Annotated in this window: 18 protein-coding genes; 9 read left to right on the top strand and 9 right to left on the bottom strand. The window is 36.9% G+C overall.

Features of this window, described 5'->3' with window-relative positions:
• Nucleotides 1–173: 173 nt before the first annotated feature.
• Complete coding sequence (locus CYAN10605_RS11375; RefSeq protein ID WP_015220088.1) at nt 174–572, top strand: hypothetical protein; 399 nt, start codon at nt 174–176, stop codon at nt 570–572.
• 20 nt (nt 573–592) lie between these two features.
• On the opposite strand, the gene panB is transcribed toward CYAN10605_RS11375, so the two are convergent.
• The 3 genes from panB to CYAN10605_RS19160 form a co-directional block, all read right to left on the bottom strand.
• Nucleotides 593–1,366: a 3-methyl-2-oxobutanoate hydroxymethyltransferase gene (panB, locus tag CYAN10605_RS11370; protein WP_015220087.1), complete on the bottom strand. Its 774-nt coding sequence runs from the start codon at nt 1,364–1,366 to the stop codon at nt 593–595.
• 171 nt (nt 1,367–1,537) lie between these two features.
• Nucleotides 1,538–2,536: a sirohydrochlorin chelatase gene (locus CYAN10605_RS11365; protein WP_015220086.1), complete on the bottom strand. Its 999-nt coding sequence runs from the start codon at nt 2,534–2,536 to the stop codon at nt 1,538–1,540.
• Between the two features lie 358 nt (nt 2,537–2,894).
• Nucleotides 2,895–3,065 (bottom strand): four helix bundle protein, encoded by a 171-nt coding sequence (locus CYAN10605_RS19160; RefSeq protein ID WP_241212833.1) that lies wholly within the window; start codon nt 3,063–3,065, stop codon nt 2,895–2,897.
• 321 nt (nt 3,066–3,386) lie between these two features.
• Between CYAN10605_RS19160 and prs the strand changes: the two genes are divergently transcribed.
• From prs to ruvA, 5 genes are all read left to right on the top strand, one after another.
• A complete protein-coding gene (prs, locus tag CYAN10605_RS11360; RefSeq protein ID WP_015220085.1) occupies nt 3,387–4,220 on the top strand; it encodes a ribose-phosphate diphosphokinase in 834 nt (277 codons plus the stop codon).
• Nucleotides 4,221–4,363: 143 nt separating this feature from the next.
• Complete coding sequence (locus CYAN10605_RS11355) at nt 4,364–5,869, top strand: nicotinate phosphoribosyltransferase (protein WP_015220084.1); 1,506 nt, start codon at nt 4,364–4,366, stop codon at nt 5,867–5,869.
• An 88-nt stretch (nt 5,870–5,957) separates the two neighbouring features.
• Complete coding sequence (gene cdaA / locus CYAN10605_RS11350) at nt 5,958–6,884, top strand: diadenylate cyclase CdaA (protein ID WP_015220083.1); 927 nt, start codon at nt 5,958–5,960, stop codon at nt 6,882–6,884.
• Nucleotides 6,885–7,192: 308 nt separating this feature from the next.
• A complete protein-coding gene (gene gmk, locus CYAN10605_RS11345) occupies nt 7,193–7,777 on the top strand; it encodes a guanylate kinase (protein WP_015220082.1) in 585 nt (194 codons plus the stop codon).
• Nucleotides 7,778–7,845: 68 nt separating this feature from the next.
• Nucleotides 7,846–8,478, top strand: coding sequence for a Holliday junction branch migration protein RuvA (gene ruvA, locus CYAN10605_RS11340; RefSeq protein ID WP_015220081.1), 633 nt, complete (start codon nt 7,846–7,848; stop codon nt 8,476–8,478).
• Nucleotides 8,479–8,491: 13 nt separating this feature from the next.
• Here the strand turns inward: ruvA and CYAN10605_RS11335 are convergent, their stop codons facing one another.
• The 3 genes from CYAN10605_RS11335 to psb30 form a co-directional block, all read right to left on the bottom strand.
• On the bottom strand, nt 8,492–9,037 hold the full coding sequence (locus CYAN10605_RS11335) for a deoxycytidylate deaminase (RefSeq protein ID WP_015220080.1): 546 nt from the start codon (nt 9,035–9,037) through the stop codon (nt 8,492–8,494).
• A gap of 234 nt (nt 9,038–9,271) precedes the next feature.
• Nucleotides 9,272–10,786: a 4-alpha-glucanotransferase gene (malQ, locus tag CYAN10605_RS11330; protein ID WP_015220079.1), complete on the bottom strand. Its 1,515-nt coding sequence runs from the start codon at nt 10,784–10,786 to the stop codon at nt 9,272–9,274.
• A 159-nt stretch (nt 10,787–10,945) separates the two neighbouring features.
• Nucleotides 10,946–11,077 (bottom strand): photosystem II reaction center protein Ycf12/Psb30, encoded by a 132-nt coding sequence (psb30, locus tag CYAN10605_RS11325; RefSeq protein WP_015220078.1) that lies wholly within the window; start codon nt 11,075–11,077, stop codon nt 10,946–10,948.
• A gap of 140 nt (nt 11,078–11,217) precedes the next feature.
• Here psb30 and CYAN10605_RS11320 point away from each other — a divergent pair, with 140 nt between their 5' ends.
• Nucleotides 11,218–11,565 (top strand): YkgJ family cysteine cluster protein, encoded by a 348-nt coding sequence (locus CYAN10605_RS11320; RefSeq protein WP_015220077.1) that lies wholly within the window; start codon nt 11,218–11,220, stop codon nt 11,563–11,565.
• A gap of 204 nt (nt 11,566–11,769) precedes the next feature.
• On the opposite strand, the gene CYAN10605_RS11315 is transcribed toward CYAN10605_RS11320, so the two are convergent.
• Complete coding sequence (locus CYAN10605_RS11315) at nt 11,770–12,939, bottom strand: pyridoxal phosphate-dependent aminotransferase (protein ID WP_015220076.1); 1,170 nt, start codon at nt 12,937–12,939, stop codon at nt 11,770–11,772.
• Nucleotides 12,940–13,275: 336 nt separating this feature from the next.
• Between CYAN10605_RS11315 and CYAN10605_RS11310 the strand changes: the two genes are divergently transcribed.
• Complete coding sequence (locus tag CYAN10605_RS11310; RefSeq protein ID WP_015220075.1) at nt 13,276–14,496, top strand: molybdopterin molybdotransferase MoeA; 1,221 nt, start codon at nt 13,276–13,278, stop codon at nt 14,494–14,496.
• A 119-nt stretch (nt 14,497–14,615) separates the two neighbouring features.
• On the opposite strand, the gene zds is transcribed toward CYAN10605_RS11310, so the two are convergent.
• Together zds and CYAN10605_RS19310 are read right to left on the bottom strand one after the other, a co-directional pair.
• Nucleotides 14,616–16,067, bottom strand: coding sequence for a 9,9'-di-cis-zeta-carotene desaturase (zds, locus tag CYAN10605_RS11305; protein ID WP_015220074.1), 1,452 nt, complete (start codon nt 16,065–16,067; stop codon nt 14,616–14,618).
• A 163-nt stretch (nt 16,068–16,230) separates the two neighbouring features.
• Nucleotides 16,231–16,356 (bottom strand): hypothetical protein, encoded by a 126-nt coding sequence (locus CYAN10605_RS19310; RefSeq protein WP_277422475.1) that lies wholly within the window; start codon nt 16,354–16,356, stop codon nt 16,231–16,233.
• A gap of 15 nt (nt 16,357–16,371) precedes the next feature.
• Here CYAN10605_RS19310 and CYAN10605_RS11300 point away from each other — a divergent pair, with 15 nt between their 5' ends.
• Nucleotides 16,372–18,585, top strand: coding sequence for an APC family permease (locus CYAN10605_RS11300; RefSeq protein WP_015220073.1), 2,214 nt, complete (start codon nt 16,372–16,374; stop codon nt 18,583–18,585).
• The last annotated feature ends 93 nt before the right edge of the window (nt 18,586–18,678 follow it).

Raw genomic sequence — 18,678 nt, 5'->3', positions numbered from 1 at the left:
AAAAACTTTGATTATGCGATTAATTCTATGAACTTTGAAATAAAAAGTCTTTAGAAAAAGACACAAAATCAAAATAAGGAACTATAATGATAAGTGTAAAGGTTAAACTCCCTAAGAATGCTAAATAGTGGGAAAACCAAAATTAGTTTTAGTTTAAGAATAAGGAGATATTCATGATGAAAAGAAGAGGTGGATTTCGCCAAGGTGCAGGACGTAAACCCATGTGGCAAAATGGAGAAACTCAAACTATTCGTGTGCCTGTCGCTCTTAAAGATGATTTAATTACTATTGGTAGAGAATTAGATCAAGGGCGAGGGGTGATAATGGGAAAAACCTGCTCCCAGTTGGAAAATATCGTGGAACGATGGGAGGCTAAGTGCGAAGAAAATCAGGGTCAGGAATGGGATAATATTCGGCAGTTAATATTGGAAATCAAAGAGGTTTTAGCTCAAAGACAGAATAAGGGTAGAATGGGGAACAGACATCAACATCAACAAGGACAATGTCATAAAAAACAAATGAGAAGGGGTAATCCCAATTGGGTTGACACAGAGGCGGATATTGTTGACTAAAACTATTCGTTACTGTTGAGTTAAGGAAAGCGACGATTTCTAACATCTTCGGCAAAATAGTTCACTGATGTTAGGATAGTTTCTCTTAAATTGGCGTAGGGTTTGGCAAAGGGAGGCAGTTTATCGGATAAGCCAAGTAAGTCAGAAGTGACTAAAACTTGTCCATCACAGCTATTTCCTGCACCAATTCCAATGGTGGGGATAGTTAACTCTTTAGTTATCTTTTGGGCTAAATCTGCGGTAATGTGTTCTAAAACAATGGCAAATGCACCGGCTTCTTGAAGTGCGATGGCTTGATGAAAAATTTTTTCCTGTTGTTCGGGGGTTTTTCCTTGTTTTTTATAGCCTAAAATCCTTACTGATTGAGGAGTTAAGCCCACATGAGCCATAACAGGAATGCCAACTTCTGTCAAACGGGTTACAGTATTGATCATGGCAGGATAGCCCCCTTCTAATTTAACTGCTCCTGCGTTGGTTTCTTTGATTATTTTTCCTGCGGATTCTATGGCTTGACTTACATCTCGTTGATAGGTTAGAAAGGGTAAATCACATACCACTAAAGCCCGATTAACTCCTCTACAAACAGCTTTTGTATGATGGATCATTTCTTCTAGGGTGACGGGCAGGGTACTAGAATGACCTAGTGCTACCATACCCAGTGAATCCCCTACTAAGATTAAATCAACTCCTGCTGAATCTAATAATTGTGCGATCGCATAATCCCAAGCAGTTAAAGAAACAATAGGGCGTTTTTCCCCTTTCCATTGTTGTAAATTTTGAATTGTTACCTTCATTTAAGAAATTAGAAATTAAGAATTAGATTTCAATTAGGAATCAGGAATTAGGAATAAAAAACCCTCGTCTCTTGCCTTTCCATAAGTGCCGAATATCTCTAGTATCTTTTATTTTGTTATAGAGTAAACCATTATATATCCCTCATTCTACATTTTACATTAGACCTTTGCTTAAGGGGTTTGCCAAATACGTTCATGATAAGCAGTCGGATCTATTAAGGGATCGTTATCATGATGATGGTGATGATGCCCATGGGAATGATCATGGTGGTGATGGTGATGATCATTATTTTGTAAAGCATTGAGACGGAATTTGCACATTTCACAATTCATCTTTACTTCTCCTAATTGGGTTTCTATTTCTCTTTCTCTCACCAATTGCAATAATTCTGGTTGAATACCCATTTCTGGTAAGCATTTAATTTCTATTTCAGGATAAGTTGTTTGATGCTCTTGTGTAATAGTAAATATTTTTTTCATCAATGCACCCATAAAAAGAAAGTAGGGTAAAACAATAATACGCTTCGGTTGATAGAGTAAGGCACGACGGAAACCTTCTTCCAAACGAGGGTGAGTAATGCCAATAAAACAGGTTTCTACAGTTTTGTAGCCACTTCCTTCCCACAAAATACGGGCTAATTTATAAACGTCTCCGTTGGCATCTGGATCACTTGAGCCTCTACCCACAAATAGTAAAACCGTATCTTCTCTGGTAATTTGATGAGGGTTATATTCTTTTGAGTCTAATTGATTTAAACGCTCTTGCCACAAATTGATAATACTGGGGTTTATACCAAAATGTCTGCCATAGTGGAAAGTTAGTTGAGGATATTTAAGACGGGTGCGATCGAGTTCATTTGTAACATCAAATTTATTATGACGAGCGGCAAAAAGCAATATCGGTAAAGCAGATATATCTGTGTATCCTTGCTCTACACAATAGTCAACTCCTGTCATAATATTGGGTTCAGTTAATTCTAAAAAACAAGGAATGACAGGACGAGATGTGTCTAATTTTTGATAAGTTTCTACAAATTCGAGAAAGATTTGTTTACCATGAGGATCTTTTGTACCATGACCAATCATTAGAAGCGGACGTTGATAAGGTAAAGGAGTTAAAGTAATTTCTTGCTCTTGTCTGGGTAATTGTTCGATAATTGCAGTTTGCATTAATTAAATTTTTTAATCCATGAGATAAATAAAATTCCTTTTAAATTATAGCCATACCCTGAAATGACGGTAAATGCCTTCAGGGGGGGATTAAGAATTAAGAACTGATGTTACGCAAAAAGATAATTAGTTGTTGTTTTGAGGTATCAGGTGTCAGGTATCAGGTGTCAGGTTTCAGGTTGCAGGTTGCAGGTGTTGAGAGAAAGTAATGAGTAACAAATAATGAGTGTTCGGGGTTTTTAATTCCTAATTCTTAATTTTTCCTTTGCCCTCCCCCCTCTCGAGGGGGGATAAAGGGGGGTTCGCCTCTTGCCTCTTGCCTTTTGCCTTTTTTTCTCCATCATTCATAGATGAAAATTTATCCCGAACTCAGGTTAAGATAGCCTAATCGTCCTACAATCATCAAATGAGTTTCTAATTCTTTGAGTGAGCCATTTGCCATAGAAAGATGACGAATATAATCACCCAAATGATTTCTCCCTTTTCCTTCTGCGATGTTGGCAGGAATTGAAACTGCGGCTCTTTGTATTTGACTACTTAAACCATAAATTTCTGTTTTGGGAAATTGAGAAGTTAATTGATAGATAACATATTACTACCAAATCCATTGATTTTTGCCAAACCGTTAAATCTCGATAACTTTTTAGTTCAATCATTTTTATTATTTCCTGAAACCTGAAACCTGAAACCTGAAACCTCCCTTAACTTAACACATCAATAAGTGCGTAACGTCAGTTAATAATTGAGATATTTCTAGGTTTTCAGTTCATTTATACTCTTGTCAATATTATTGTCTCTGTGCCATCATTAAATTAATTGGCTTAAAGCCATTTAAAGAGAGGAGCAAAAAATGCCTATTTTTATCAATGATGAGCAGATTTTTTCCTTCGTTTTTCCTGCAGGAGAGTCTCACGTCAGGATTTCCCCCGAAATGATTAAACCCATAACGGTGATAGAGGCATGGTTGTATAAAGCAGAGGATATTATGGCTTTATTATTATCTGTTGATGCGATTCATCGTTTTTCTTTGGGTGTCAAAATTCATTTAACTATTCCCTATTTTCCCTATGCTAGACAGGATCGAGTTTGTAATCAGGGAGAGGCGCTCAGTGTTAAGGTAATGGCAAATTTAATTAATAGTCTCAGGTGCGATCGCATCTTAGTTATTGATCCCCATTCTGATGTAACCCCTGCCCTATTAGATAACTGTCAAGTCAAAACCCAAGCAGATATTATTTTTGATAGTGTTTTAAAAAATATCTTAATTGAAGATAATTGGGCGTTGGTTGCTCCCGATGCGGGGGCAGAGAAAAAAGTTTTGACAGTGGCACAACGTTTAGGATTAAGAGATGTTTTCTGTGCAAGTAAAATTCGTGACTCAAAAACAGGAAAAATAACTGACACCACTTTTCATGATGAGGTTAAAGGGAGGAAAGTCTTAATAGTGGACGATATTTGTGATGGAGGTAGAACTTTCATTGAATTGGGTAAATTATTACGAGAAAAACAAGCAGAAACAATTTATTTATATATCACCCACGGTATTTTTTCTAAAGGCTTACAGGCTTTAAATCCCTATTTCGATCATATCTATTGCTATCACTCTTTTTTACCCATAACAGAAGAAAATCAAGATTTTATAACAGTTATATCGTCTCATGACAGGCACTCTCAGCCATCATAAAAAACCTCAGCTTGATAACAAGAATATTTAATTGAGGCAGGTGTCAGGTTTCAGGTGTTTTTAATTATTAATTACTAATTGTTAATGGGTATGAGGTTAAAGAATTTAGAAAAAAGTTTGAATCATTAAAAGGAGTAAAAGCCATGAATATAAATCCTCTTCACGCCATTGATTTTTATAAAACCGATCATCGTCGTCAGTATCCTCAAGGTACAACGGAAGTCTATGCTAACTTTACCCCTCGTAGTGGACGTTTAGCTAAAGTTTTAGATTCTGATGATGTCAGTGTTATTTTTTTCGGGTTACAGTATTTTATTCAAGACTATCTTATCGATTGTTGGAATGAAAATTTCTTTAAGCAAGACAAGCAAAAAGTAATCTCAGCTTATAAAAGACGCATGGATAATTCCCTTGGTGTGGGTGCAATTCCAACTAATCATATTGAAGCCTTACACGATTTGGGTTATTTACCCCTAAGAATTAAAGCCTTACCTGAAGGAAGTAAAGTTGATATTGGTATCCCCTTACTAACAGTGGTTAATACTCATCCTGATTTTTTCTGGTTAACCAACTATATTGAATCAGTTATGTCAACTTATCTTTGGAAACCAATTACTTCGGCAACTACTGCTTTTCAATATAAGAAACTGCTGACAAGATATGCTTTAAAAACAGGTACATCCCTAGATTTTGTTCCTTTGCAATGTCATGATTTTTCTTTTAGGGGTTTATCTGGCATTCAAGATGGAATCATTAGTGGTTCGGCTCATCTTACCTCATTTTATGGCACAGATACGGTACTTGCGATCGATCTTTTAGAAAATTATTATCATGCTGATGTAACTAAAGAAATAGTAGGTGTTTCTGTTCCTGCAACGGAACATTCAGTCATGGCAATGGGTTTACAAGATGGAGAATTAGAGACATTTCGTCGTTTAATTGAAGATTTATACCCCAGTGGAATTATTTCCATTGTTTCGGATACATGGGATTTTTGGAAGGTGGTAACAGAATATACTGCTATCTTGAAAGAAAAAATTTTAAATAGAGATGGCAAAGTTGTTTTACGTCCTGATAGTGGCGATCCTGTTAAAATAATTTGTGGGGATGAAAAAGCACTCCCCTACACCCCGGAAAATAAAGGGGCTATACAATGTCTGTGGGAAATTTTTGGCGGTACAATGACCCCTCAAGGTTATAAAATGCTTGATTCTCATATTGGACTTATCTACGGAGATTCTATTACTCTTGATCGCGCTTCACAAATATTATCTAAATTAGAAGAAAAAGGATTTGCATCAGGAAACGTAGTATTTGGCATCGGCTCTTATACTTATCAGTATGTAACCCGTGATAACTTCGGTTTTGCCGTCAAAGCCACTAGCGGAGTAGTCAACCATCAACGCCGTAATATTTTTAAGAACCCAAAAACTGATAATGGGGTGAAAAAATCGGCAAAAGGATTACTAAGAGTTGAGCAAGAGGGGGATAGATTTGTGTTATACGAAGAACAAACAGAAGCACAAGAAAAACAAGGGGTATTGGATACGGTATTTTTGAATGGAAAACTAATCAAAAGCCATAGCCTTGCAGAAATTCGTCAAAGAATATGTGAACTATCTTTTTGCCCAACAGAGAATTATCTCTAAATCACTAAAAAATATCGTACCTGAATGGTCAATAGTTTGTTATTCTTGGTGTGAGCAAGTAAACATAGTAACGGTGGGTTAAAATTTGATGTTTGGGTCGGGTTTTCCTGACAATTTATCTTCTTTTATTGTTTTTTTCCGTCAATTTCTCGATTTAGGTTTTGCAGTTTTCTCTTTTTACTATATTTCAGTTTTAATTAGAGAACGTCGTGCACAACGGATGATTCGGGGATTATTTTTCCTTTTTATCATTTTTTATGTGAGCGATCGCATCTTTCAGTTAAAGTTATTTAGCTTTTTCTTAGAAAGACTAATTTTAATATGCTCGTTGTCACTGGCATTAGTATTCCAGTCCGATTTCCGCCGTTTTTTGGAACAAATAGGCAGATGGCAATTTGATTTTTCTTCTTCTAATTCTTCACTACCAAAAGAAGATAGTGCCATTGATGAAATGGTAGAAGCAGTCAAAGACCTTTCTCAGAATAGGGTTGGAGCATTAATTATTGTAGAAACATTTAATACTCTTGAAGAAAGAATTTTTGTCAATCCGGGGGTACAGTTAAACGCTATTGTCAGTAAAGAACTATTACAAACTATCTTTCAAACAAAAAGCCTTCTCCATGATGGCGCAGTATTTGTCAGAGGAAATGAAGTGGTTTCCGCAGGGGTAATATTACCATTATCAGATCGTAGTGCTTCTCGTCAATTAGGAACTCGTCATCGTGCGGCAATGGGAATCACGGAAAGAGTTGATAATTGTATTTGCATTGTAGTCTCAGAAGAAACAGGATCGATTTCTTTGGCGGAAAAAGGTACTTTAAATCGTCCTTTAACCAGTACAAAATTAAAAGAGTTACTAGAGGAAAAATTATCTCAACCTTCCGAGGGAGAAGTTGTCACGGGAGTTAGTCGTTTAAGTAAAAAATTGAGTTTTGGCGGTCGAAAATTTTTGGCAAATCTGTTTAAATTCGGGAAAAAGAAAAAGTTACTTGAACAACAAAAAAAAAGAAATTAAGACAAGGCAATAGTGAATAGTGAATAGTGAATAGTGAATAGTGAATAGTTGATAATTAAAAACTCCTAACTCTCATCCTCATTACTTATTACTCCCCGAAAGGGTTGAATATATTCAACCCCTACAACCTGAAACCTGCCACCTGCAACCTGATACCTCTTTCCTAACTCCAAACTCGCCTCTGTTTCCCCAAACTTAAGTAACTTTCTTGCATCGTATCGTAATTAGTCATTACACTATTAAACTTATATCTAAAAAACTTTTTTTTACAACAAAAACCAATCAGAAAAGTATTATATTGACACATAATGAACCAACAAGAAAAACGAGGGAAACTAATTGTTATTACCGGACCTAGCGGTGTGGGAAAAGGAACAATAGTTAAGCAATTACTGGCTAAACACTCACAAATTTTTATTTCGACTTCGGCTACGACTCGTAAACCCCGTGAGGGAGAAATTCATGGTCAGGATTACTTTTTCCTCTCTCAAGATGAGTTTAAACAGATGATTGATAACTCTCAATTGTTGGAATGGGCAGAATATAACGGTAACTATTATGGGACTCCGAAACAACCAGTTATTGAACAAATTGAACAAGGGAAAATCGTTATTTTAGAAATTGAGGTTTTGGGGGCAAGACAAGTTAAGGAAACTTTTCCAGATGCTCTCAGAATCTTCATTTTACCTCCTTCAGAAGCGGAATTGGAGCGAAGATTAAGAGGTAGAGGAACAGACTCAGAATCGGCGATTATAAAGCGTTTAGAAAAAGCTAAATTTGAGTTATCCACCTGTAATGAATTTGACTATCAAGTTATTAATGATCAATTAGAAAATGCGATCGCATCCGTTGAGAAAATCATAACAGGAGTTCGGGGTTTTTTTAATTCTTAATTCTTAATTCTTAATTACTAACTCCTATCTAAATCAAGACACTCTTGCTGAACAAATGAGATTAAATTATGTTTAATTATTTTAAGGGAATAGTTAATAGTATAAATGCTAATAATAATCGTTATTTTTTAATATTAGAAGTTAATAATATTGGCTATGAAATTCAAGTTCCTAGTCGCTTTACCAGACAATTAGAGTCAAATTCAGACCAGATTATTAGTGTTTTTACCCATTTTCAAGTAAGAGATGATCAATATATACTATATGGTTTTGAAAATTCTGCTCAACGAGATTTATTCCGACAATTAATTAGTGTTTCTGGGGTTGGTTCTCAAACTGCGATCGCACTTATTGATACTTTAGGATTAGAAGAATTAGTTCAAGCTATTGTCACGGGAAACATTCGTTTATTATCAAAAACTCCCGGTATCGGACAAAAAACCGCCGAAAGAATAGCCTTAGAGTTAAAAACGAAACTTGCCCAATGGCGGGTTAATGCAGGGGTTAGAGTTGACAGTGGTAATTTTTTACCTAGTGAGGAAATTATGGCAGATTTAGAAATGACTTTATTGGCACTAGGATACACCAACAACGAAATTCAACAAGCGATTTCTGTTATCAGTCAAGATAATTTATTACAGAAAAATCCCCATGTAGAAGAATGGATTAGAAGCGCGATCGCATTTTTATCCCTGAATTGATAAATCTTGATTTTTATTTAAAATCTAACAGAGAAACTGGTTCTAAAAGAAAACGACTGGCATTAGAAGCGATAGCCTCCCTAACATTCATTTGTTTTAAGGTAACTAAATTATCAGCAACAAAAGCATCTCGCACTAATAACTTATTTCCTGAATTAAAATTAGTCTCGTAAAATACTTCTCTAATTCCTGCTGAAATAATTAATTTCAAACAAGCAATACAGGGTTCAAGAGTTACGTAAATAGTTGCCCCTTGGGTAGCAATACCGTGTCTAGCCGCCTGTGCGATCGCATTTGCCTCCGCATGAACCGCCCGAGAAGGTAGAGTTTTACTTGCATCACAACTGCTCAAGCCCTCATAACAATAACCCTGTGCAGTACAATGAGCAGAGCCTGATGGTGAACCATTATAACCTGTAGCTAACACTTGACGATCCTTAACAATTACCGCACCAACGGGAAAAGCAAGACAAGTTGATCTAGTCGATGCTAACTTAGCCATCAACATAAAGTATTCATCCCAAGTTGGGCGATGTATTTCTCTTTCTAATGTGGACATGATTTTGAGTTCAGAGTTCGGAGTTGGGAAAGAGGTTTCAGGTTTCAGGTGACAGGTTTCAGGTGTTTTTATTATTTATTATCAACTATAAACTATTGCCTCTTGCCTATTGCCTTGTTTTAATTACTAATTACTAATTTAATTTTTAATTACCTTTGCCCATTGCTTTCCCCCCTCTCGAGGGGGGATAAAGGGGGGTTTGCCCTTTGCCCATTCATTGCCCATTGCCCTTCATCAATTATTTTTCCTACCATAAAGATAAGTTAAATAACGAAAATGACCAGTAACATCAAGGTTTAAAGCCCCTTCAGGAAAACGCCAAGTCCAATTATTCTCTATAGTGCCGGGGGTGTTCATTTTTGCATCTGAACCTAAGCCTAATAAGTCTTGTAAGGGGAATATTGCCCAGTTAGCAACAGAGGATAAGGCTAATTGAATCATACTCCAGTGAATACCGCGATCGCAAACTGCCCCTAAATAATCAATTACTTTTTGTTTATCTTCGTGGGAGCGTTTTTCAAACCAACCGATAGTCGTATCATTATCGTGAGTACCAGTATAAACAACGCAATTGTTTTGGTAATTGTAAGGTAAAAAAGGATTATCACGATCAGAATCGAAGGCAAAATGTAAAACTTTCATCCCGGGGAAACCATATTTATCCCTCAAAGCCTCCACTTCAGGAGTAATAACCCCTAAATCTTCCGCCACAATGGGTAAAGTACCTAATTCCTGCTTTAACACCGCAAAAAATTCATCTCCGGGGGCTTCCTTCCACTCTCCATTCATAGCAGTGGTTTCCCCTTGAGGTACAGCCCAATAAGCCTCAAAACCCCTAAAATGGTCAATGCGCATTACATCTACATATTCCAACATTCCTTTAATGCGTTTAATCCACCATGCAAACTGAGTTTCCTGGAGCTTTTGCCAATTATAAACAGGATTACCCCAAAGCTGACCAGTAGCACTAAAATAATCTGGTGGTACACCTGCCATCGAAGCCGCTTCTCCTGTTTCTTCATCTAAACAAAAAATACTTTGATTCGCCCATACATCGACGCTATCGTGAGCAACGTAAATAGGAATATCGCCAAAAATATGGATTCCTCTTTCATTGGCATAGTCTTTTAAATTACGCCATTGACGAAAGAAGCTAAACTGTAAAAATTGATGGAAAAGCATTTCTTCTGCCAGTTTTTTCTGCCAAGTTTTAATGGCTTCTGGTTTTCTTCTGGCAATATCTTCATCCCACTGAAACCAAGGTTTATCTTGGTAGTAATCTTTTAAAGCCATGTACAGGGAATAGTTTTCTAGCCAGTCTTTATGAGTTTGGCAAAAATCAATAAATTCTTTGGTGTATTCGTCTTTTTCTCTTTCCTGAAAGGCATTAAAGGCTTTGCGTAAAATAGGATACTTAGTTTGAATGACTAAATCATAATCAATATGAGTAGGGGAATGAGAAGCGAAAGCATTGCTAAGACTATCTAAATCTTCTTGAGTTATTAAGCCATCCCCAAATAAAATATCAACACTGATTAAAAGAGGATTCCCCGCTAAAGCAGAATAAGCTAAGTAAGGTGAATTTCCAGCCCCCGTAGGACCTAACGGTAAAATCTGCCATACCCCTTGATCACTTTCGTTCAAAAAATCGACAAAACGATAAGCACTATTTCCTAAATCTCCAATACCGTAAGCATTGGGCAAAGAGGTGGGATGGAGCAAAACACCGCTCAATCTACGATTTAACATAAAAACTATATCCTAAAAATGTTGTCTATAAGCCTGTGTACGTAACTTGCAGGGGGAATGAAAAATAAAAACAAAGAATATTCTGACTCTACAAAGGGGTTTTGTGTTGTCAACTGTCAAGGGTCAATTGATAGTAATAATTACTCGAATTATCGTAATTTAGAGATCTCCACGCAAAGCATAAAGAATAAACACAATTACAGGACCGGCAATTAAGATAAAACTAACAGAGGTCAATTGTAAAATGACTTCTAAGTTTAGATTACTAAAAAAATTGCTAATAAAATCCATAGTAACTCCTAGCTTTTTAATTGATAATTTTAAATTTTATTTCTTAGTCTCACCAGAATATATCATACTAGGAAAAGTTCTCCTATTCATCTGTCTGTTTAGGGAAAATTTATTAAGTTTTGTTACAGATTTTATCTTCTATGAATCAATGGCGTTGTATTGAAAACTGTGGTGCGTGTTGTAATTTAGATCCGAGCGATCGCCCCGATTTAGAGCAATATTTAACTCAGGAGGAATTAACCTTATATTTGAGTATGGTGGGAGAAGATGGTTGGTGCATTAACTATAATCATGAGCAACGTAGGTGTAATATTTACGATGATAGACCTCGTTTTTGTCGTGTAAAACCTGATATTTTTGAGCAGATGTATGACATACCCTTAGAAGAATTTGAAGAATTTGCGATCGATTGTTGCCATCAACAAATTGAGGCTGTTTACGGTGAGGAAAGTGAAGAAATGGAGAGATATATTAGTCAAGTAGGTTAGAAGATGCTTAAACACTATATTTTTGCTGTTGCCCCACCCTGTAATAAATTATAAAACAGAGTTTGTAGTTACCCCTTTAGGGGTTTCAAAGTTTCCGAGAATAAGGGAACCGAGCCCTCACTACTAACTGAGTCTATCTACGTTATTTAACCCCTACCACCTGACACCTGTTTCGTAACCCTGAACTCCGAACCCGGAAAACCCCTAATTAATTGACTGAATAAAGTTGTTTAACCTATTAATTCCTTTTTCAATGGTTGTCATATCTGTTGCATAAGAAAGACGGATACAATTATCATCGCCAAACGCAATACCGGGAATAGCGGCAACTTTTTCTTGTTGTAAGAGTTTTTCGCAAAATTCGAGGGATTTTAAGCCTGTTGAGCTAATATCCACAAATAGATAAAATGCTCCATAGGGTAAAGGGCAACTAATACCCTGAATAGATTGTATGGCAGAGTACATAAATTTTCTTCTTTCGGTGAAGGCTTCTAGCATTTCTTTCACGCAGTCTTGGGAAGATTCTAAAGCTGCGATCGCACCATATTGAGCAAAGGTACAAACATTAGAGGTGGTATGACTTTGAATCGTTGTCATGCCTTTTATTATGTCCACGCTACCTGCAATATAACCCACACGCCAACCAGTCATAGAATAGGCTTTGGCAAATCCATTACAAACAATAGTGCGTTTAAAAACTTCTTCGCTGACAGCACCGATACTCAGATGGGTTGCTCCTTCGTAAAGGATTTTTTCATAAATTTCATCTGAGACTACTAATATATCGTGTTTGATCACAATTTCTGCAAGAGAGTGGATTTCTTCGGGGGTATAAACTGCCCCTGTGGGATTAGAAGGGGAATTGAGAATTAAGAGTTTGGTTTTAGGAGTGATAGCCGATTCTAATTGCTCAGGAGTAATTTTATAATTGTTTTCTGCGGAGGTAGTAACAAAAATGGATTTTCCTCCCGCTAACGTGACCATTTCAGGGTAACTTAACCAATAGGGTACGGGGATTATAACTTCGTCTTCAGGCTCAATTAGGGCGAATATAAGGTTAAATAAGGCGTGTTTTCCCCCATTGGTAACAATGACATTTTCCGCTTGATAGTTTAAATTATTATCCCTCTGTAATTTAGATGCGATCGCATTTCTTAAGGCTAATTCTCCAGCCGCCGCTCCATATCTAGTTTTACCCTCATCTAGGGCTTTTTTCGCCGCTTCTTTAATATGATTGGGGGTATCAAAATTTGGTTCTCCTGCACTAAAACTACATACGTCTAAGCCCTCAGCTTTCATTGCTTTAGCTTTTGCAGAGATAGTTAAGGTAATAGAAGGAGTTACTTGGGAGATGCGATCGGCTAATTGTGTCATGGAATTTATTATAAGAAAAAAATTATCTATTAGTAAATAATAATTATTTAATCTTGATCAGTAAAAAACATTACCATAATTTGCTAAAAAAGTATTAGCCATGTTCAGGATTTGGGCTTCGGAAAGAGGTGTCAGGTTTCAGGTTTTACTGTTGCAGGTGTTAGGGTGTTAGGGTGTTAAGGTTAGTGTTAATTAACCACTTTTGCCCTTCCCCCTCGAGAGGGAGGATAAAGGGGGGTTTATTTTAAGGGGAGATACAGAGGGGTTTACCTCTTACCTCTTGCCCTTTCGCTGTTAGAATCTTACAAATTAATCAAATCAATCTCTAATTAATTCATGTTAAATGTTAATGAAGTAGAACAAATTATTTCTGATTTAATTAAACCCATTAAAGATATAGAATTAGTTTCTCTCTCTTCAGTTGATAATCGTGTTTTAGCTCAAGATATTACCTCTGATTTAGATTTTCCCTATTGGGATAACTCGGCAATGGATGGCTATGCAGTTAAATATAGTGATGTTGCCCTTACATCTGAAAAAAATCCCGTAATTTTAAAAGTAATAGAAGAAATTAAAACAGGATATAGTCCCCAAAAAAAACTAAAAATGGGAGAAGCTGCCCGAATTTTTACGGGGGGGATGTTACCTCAAGGGGCGGATACTATCGTTATTCAAGAAAATACCCTCCGTCAAGGGGATAATGTCTTAATTACTCATCCCCCTCTCAAAGGAGAATTTGTAAGGCATAAAGGTTCATTTTATCAGGCAGGAAAATGTTTAATTCCCGCAGGAAGTCGTATTAATGCCCCTGAAGTTGCCATTTTAGCCACAGCACAATGTTTAGATATACCTGTAGTGCGATCGCCTCGTATTGCCATTATTTCCACTGGAGATGAATTAATTAGTCCTCAAGATACCCTAAAAACAGGGAAAATTATCGACTCTAATCAATACTTAATCGCTAGTTTCTTGAAACAAAATGGGGCGATTCCTTTACCATGGGGTATTATTCCCGATGAATTAGATGCCCTTGAAACCGAGGTAAAAAAAGCCTTAGCCGAAGCTGACTGGATTATTTCCACTGGGGGAGTATCTGTAGGAGAATATGACTATGTGGACAAAGTGATTGAAAAATTAGGAGGAGAAATCAAGGTTAAAAATGTCAGAATGAAACCGGGTAAACCCTTAACTATAGCCACATTTGGCGAAAATAAACTATATTTTGGTATTCCAGGAAATCCCGTTTCCACCATGGTTACTTGTTGGCGTTTTCTAAAAAGTGCGATCGCAAAATTATCAGGGGAGATAAATCCTTCTTCTTTACCCATTGTTAAAGGTATAACTTGTAATCATTTGCGTTCTCAAGGAACAAGAGAAACTTATTTATGGGGCTATACTAATCTTGTGGATGGTTATTATCAATTCACTATGGCAGAAGGTTCTCATAATTCTGGTAATTTAATTAATCTGCAAGGAGTAAATAGTTTAGCCATTATTCCAGTGGGGGTTAATTTAATTGAAATGGGAGACGATGTTTCTATATTTCTTATAAAGTAAAAGTTATTTTTTGATACTACAAAAAGCAAAGGTGAATAGTGAATAGTGAATAGTTGATAATTAAAAACTCCTAACTCCTGTACGGGCGAATGGCCATTCGCCCCTAACTGACTTCGAACTTATGAGATTGCGGCCACTTTTTGATTACTCTTAAGAATCGCTCTCGCCGCTTGTAATCCAGAAATTGTCGCTCCTTCCATACTGTCGATATAGTCTTGTTGAGTATAACTACCTGCAAGGAAGAAATTAGAAATAGGTGTAGCCTGAGAAGGGCGATAAACATCCATCCCCGGAGCTTCACGGTAGAGAGATTGAGCTAACTTAACCACGCTATACCAAGTCATATTTAATTCACGAGAAGAAGGAAATAACTCATGAACTTGTTTTAAGACATGATTAGCAATATTTTCATTGCTTTCTTTGATAAAAGGATCACCGGGAGTTAAAACTAATTGTAATAATGATCCTTGTCCCTCTCGATAATAATCTGCAGGACTAGATAAAGCTAAATCAGAAAAACAAGAAAAATCAGCATCCGCAGTATAGAGTAAATTATCAATCCCCTCTGCTTTCTCTAATTGACGGCGTTTTTGAGGATCATTTAATTCTGTTACCCAACCATCAAATCTTAGTTGTACTGTAGCTACTGGTACAGCCGTGAGCTTGTAGATATTATCAAACTCTGACCACTTACGCCAACCATCAGGAATTAATTTTTGAATACCCGGTACATCACAAGCACAAACGTAAGTATCTGCTATAATAACTTCTTCGGTTTCTCCTTTAGCAATTAATAAACCTGTGACAGTGGTATCATCTCCTTCTTGATATAAAATTTCTCTAACACGACGACGGGTATGAATTTTTACGCCCCTCGATTCCAAATAGTTAATAATGGGTTTATGTAAATATTCGTGGGGTGAACCTTCTAACATTCTTAATACAGAAGCCTCAGTTTTTGCCGCAAAAAATTGGAAAATGGTTAACATACAACGGGCAGAAATATTTTCTGTATCGATAAATCCTAAAGCATAGGCGATGGGATTCCACATTTTATCCAAACTGCCTTGATTACCCCCGTGTTTACGAAACCAATCAGCAAAACTAATACTGTCTAAATTTCTAATTTGACGCATTGCCCCATGAAAATCAATCAAACCTCTAACAATAGGGCTAGTGCCAAGGGCTAGAGAATTGGCAATCTTATCCACCGTTGAGAGTTGAGAAGTGGTAAAAAAGGCTTTTAAACCATTGAATGGAGCACCAGTGGGAAAACGAAAATCTAATTCCCCGACTCTACCACCTTGATTAATAAAAGTGTGAGTATGCTCTTTTAAACGCAAATTTTCGATCGCACCTACTTTTTCCATTAAAGCAAAAAGATTATAGTAACAACCGAAAAAAACGTGTAAGCCCATTTCAATATGATTACCGTCATTATCAACCCAACTGCCGACTTTTCCACCAACAAAAGGGCGAGACTCAAATATTTCCACTTCACAACCTGCATCAACTAATTCAATGGCTGTGGCTAATCCTGCTAATCCAGCACCTACTATGGCAACTCGCATTCTCTATCCTAAATATTTGCTTAACTTTTCTTTACATATTTTACTCGATTGTGGGGTCATTCGGAGTTCAGAATTAGGAGTTATAAAATAGGTTTCAGGTTGCAGGTTGCAGGTGGTAGGGGTTGAATATATTCAACCCTTACGGAGATGGGGTTAGTGTTAATTAAGCACTTTTGCCGTTTGTCTCTTGTCTCTTGCCCCTTGCCCTTTTCACTTTGCCCTTTTTTTCTGGATAGTCTATGAGGTAGGCTATATTGAGAAAGGTTTGTCCATTTTCAATCACTACCATAGTTAATAATCTTATATGAATACTAACCAGCAAAAAACATCGGGTTTAGGCACTTTTGGCGGTGTTTATACCCCCTCTATTCTCACTATTCTGGGGGTAATCATGTATCTGCGTTTTGGTTGGGTAGTGGGAAATGTTGGTTTATTCGGTACTTTTATTATTGTCACTCTTTCTAATCTCATCACCTTTCTAACCGCTTTATCTGTATGTGCGATCGCAACTGACCGAGTAGTTAGGGCAGGAGGGGCATATTATATGATAAGTCGTTCTTTAGGCATAGAAACAGGGGGAGCAGTGGGTATTCCTTTATATTTTGCTCAAGCCTTATCCGTTGCCCTTTATACCCTCGGTTTTGCTGAAAGTGTGGTGCAAATTTTTCCTAGTTTGGAAGCCTATGAAGTTTATATTGCCTTAGCGGTGACGATTGGGGTGGGAATTTTAGCTTTAACCAGTGCCCAAATTGCCATTAAAGCCCAATATTTTATTATGGCGGCCATTGCACTTTCTTTAATTTCTTTCTTTTTAGGGCATCCAGTGGAACAAACCCACGTTGAGTTATGGAGAACCACAGATGTTTCTTTTTGGCAAGTATTTGCCGTCTTTTTTCCCGCCGTTACGGGTATCATGGCGGGGGTTAATATGTCTGGAGATTTAAAAGACCCCACAAAAGCCTTACCCATTGGTACTTTAGCCGCCGTTGGGACTGGTTATGTTATTTATATGGTTATTCCCTTATTTCTCGGTTTACGGGCTGATGCTCAAACCCTTGTAGATGAACCATTTATCATGGCTAGAATGTCTTTTTGGGGAGGTGCGATCGCTCTTGGAGTATGGGGTGCAACCCTTAGTAGTGCTATAGGTAGTATTTTAGGAGCACCCAGAGTTTTACAGGCATTAGCAAGGGATGGAATTTTGCCCAATCAACTCAATTTTTTAGGGCAGGGAAACGGTAGAAATGACGAACCTCGTGTCGGTACAGCAGTAACTTTAGGGGTTGCCATTGCGGCAGTCTGTTTAGGGGATTTAAACTTAATTGCCCCGGTATTGACAATGTTTTTCTTGACTACTTATCTAGTTTTAAATGCTTCGGCGGGAATTGAAAGTTTTTTACAATCTCCTTCTTTTCGTCCTACTTTTAAAGTAAATTGGTTTCTTTCTTTTTTGGGGGCAGTGGGATGTTTAGCCGTAATGTTTTTGATCAATGCGATCGCAACTATTGTGGCAGGTATAATTGTTTCAGGAATTTTTATCTATTTACAAAGACAAGAATTAAAAGTAACTTGGGGAGATAGTCGGCGAGGAATGTGGATGGCATTTTTACGCACGGGTATCTATCAATTAGACCAATTAACCGATCCCAAAAATTGGCGCCCTCATATTATTGTCTTTTCCGCTTCCCCTCATAAAAGTTGGTCATTGATTGAATTAGCAGATAGTTTTAACCACAAAGGATTATTGACTGTAGCCAGTATTGTACCCGAAAGGAGAGAATACGAAAGCAAAAAAAATCTCGAAAGTACCATCAAAGACTATCTCAGTAAAAATAATGTCCAAGCCTTAGTCAAAATAATTCGCTCCAATCAAAATTACGCCGTTATTCCGCAAGTGGTAGAAACTTATGGTATTGGTGCATTAATTCCTAACACCGTTTTACTTGGCAATAGTAATGCTAGTTTTAATCAAGATTGGGAAAGCCATAAACAATATTGTCAAACCATCGCCCAACTACATCAACTCAAACGCAATATTATTATTCTAAAAGAAAATAGCGATCGACAAAGTCGTACTTTCGGTGAACACAAATTTGGCAACTATCAACGAATAGATATATGGTGGAGTGGTATTCAAGCTAATGGTAGTTTTATGTTACTCCTTGCCTATTTACTCAAAAACGATTGGCAATGGCGTAAAGCAAATATCTTTGTCAAACTGGTTATAAAAAATCCTCACGCCTCAGAAACGACTCAAAGCAATCTTAGTAATCTCATCGAAAAACTAAATATTGATGTTATTCCTCAAGTTATCGTCTCGGAAGAAACCTCTTTTGAAAAAATCTTGCACCAATATTCAGATAAGGCGGATTTAATCTTTTTAGGATTAGCTGAACCTCAAGAAGATTTTGATCAATATTATTATCAATGGCAACAAAAAACAAAAAATTTACCCAGCGTTGTCTTTATGATGGCGGCTAATGATTTTCCCTTTGAAGAAGTGTTGCAAAAAGACTAATGAGTAATGAGTAATGAGTAATGAGTGTTTGGGGTTTTTAATTCTTAATTCTTAATTATCAACTATTCACTATTCACTATTCACTATTCATTA

This window comes from Cyanobacterium aponinum PCC 10605, assembly GCF_000317675.1.
GTDB lineage: Bacteria > Cyanobacteriota > Cyanobacteriia > Cyanobacteriales > Cyanobacteriaceae > PCC-10605.
This window is presented reverse-complemented; position numbering and strand designations above follow the sequence as displayed.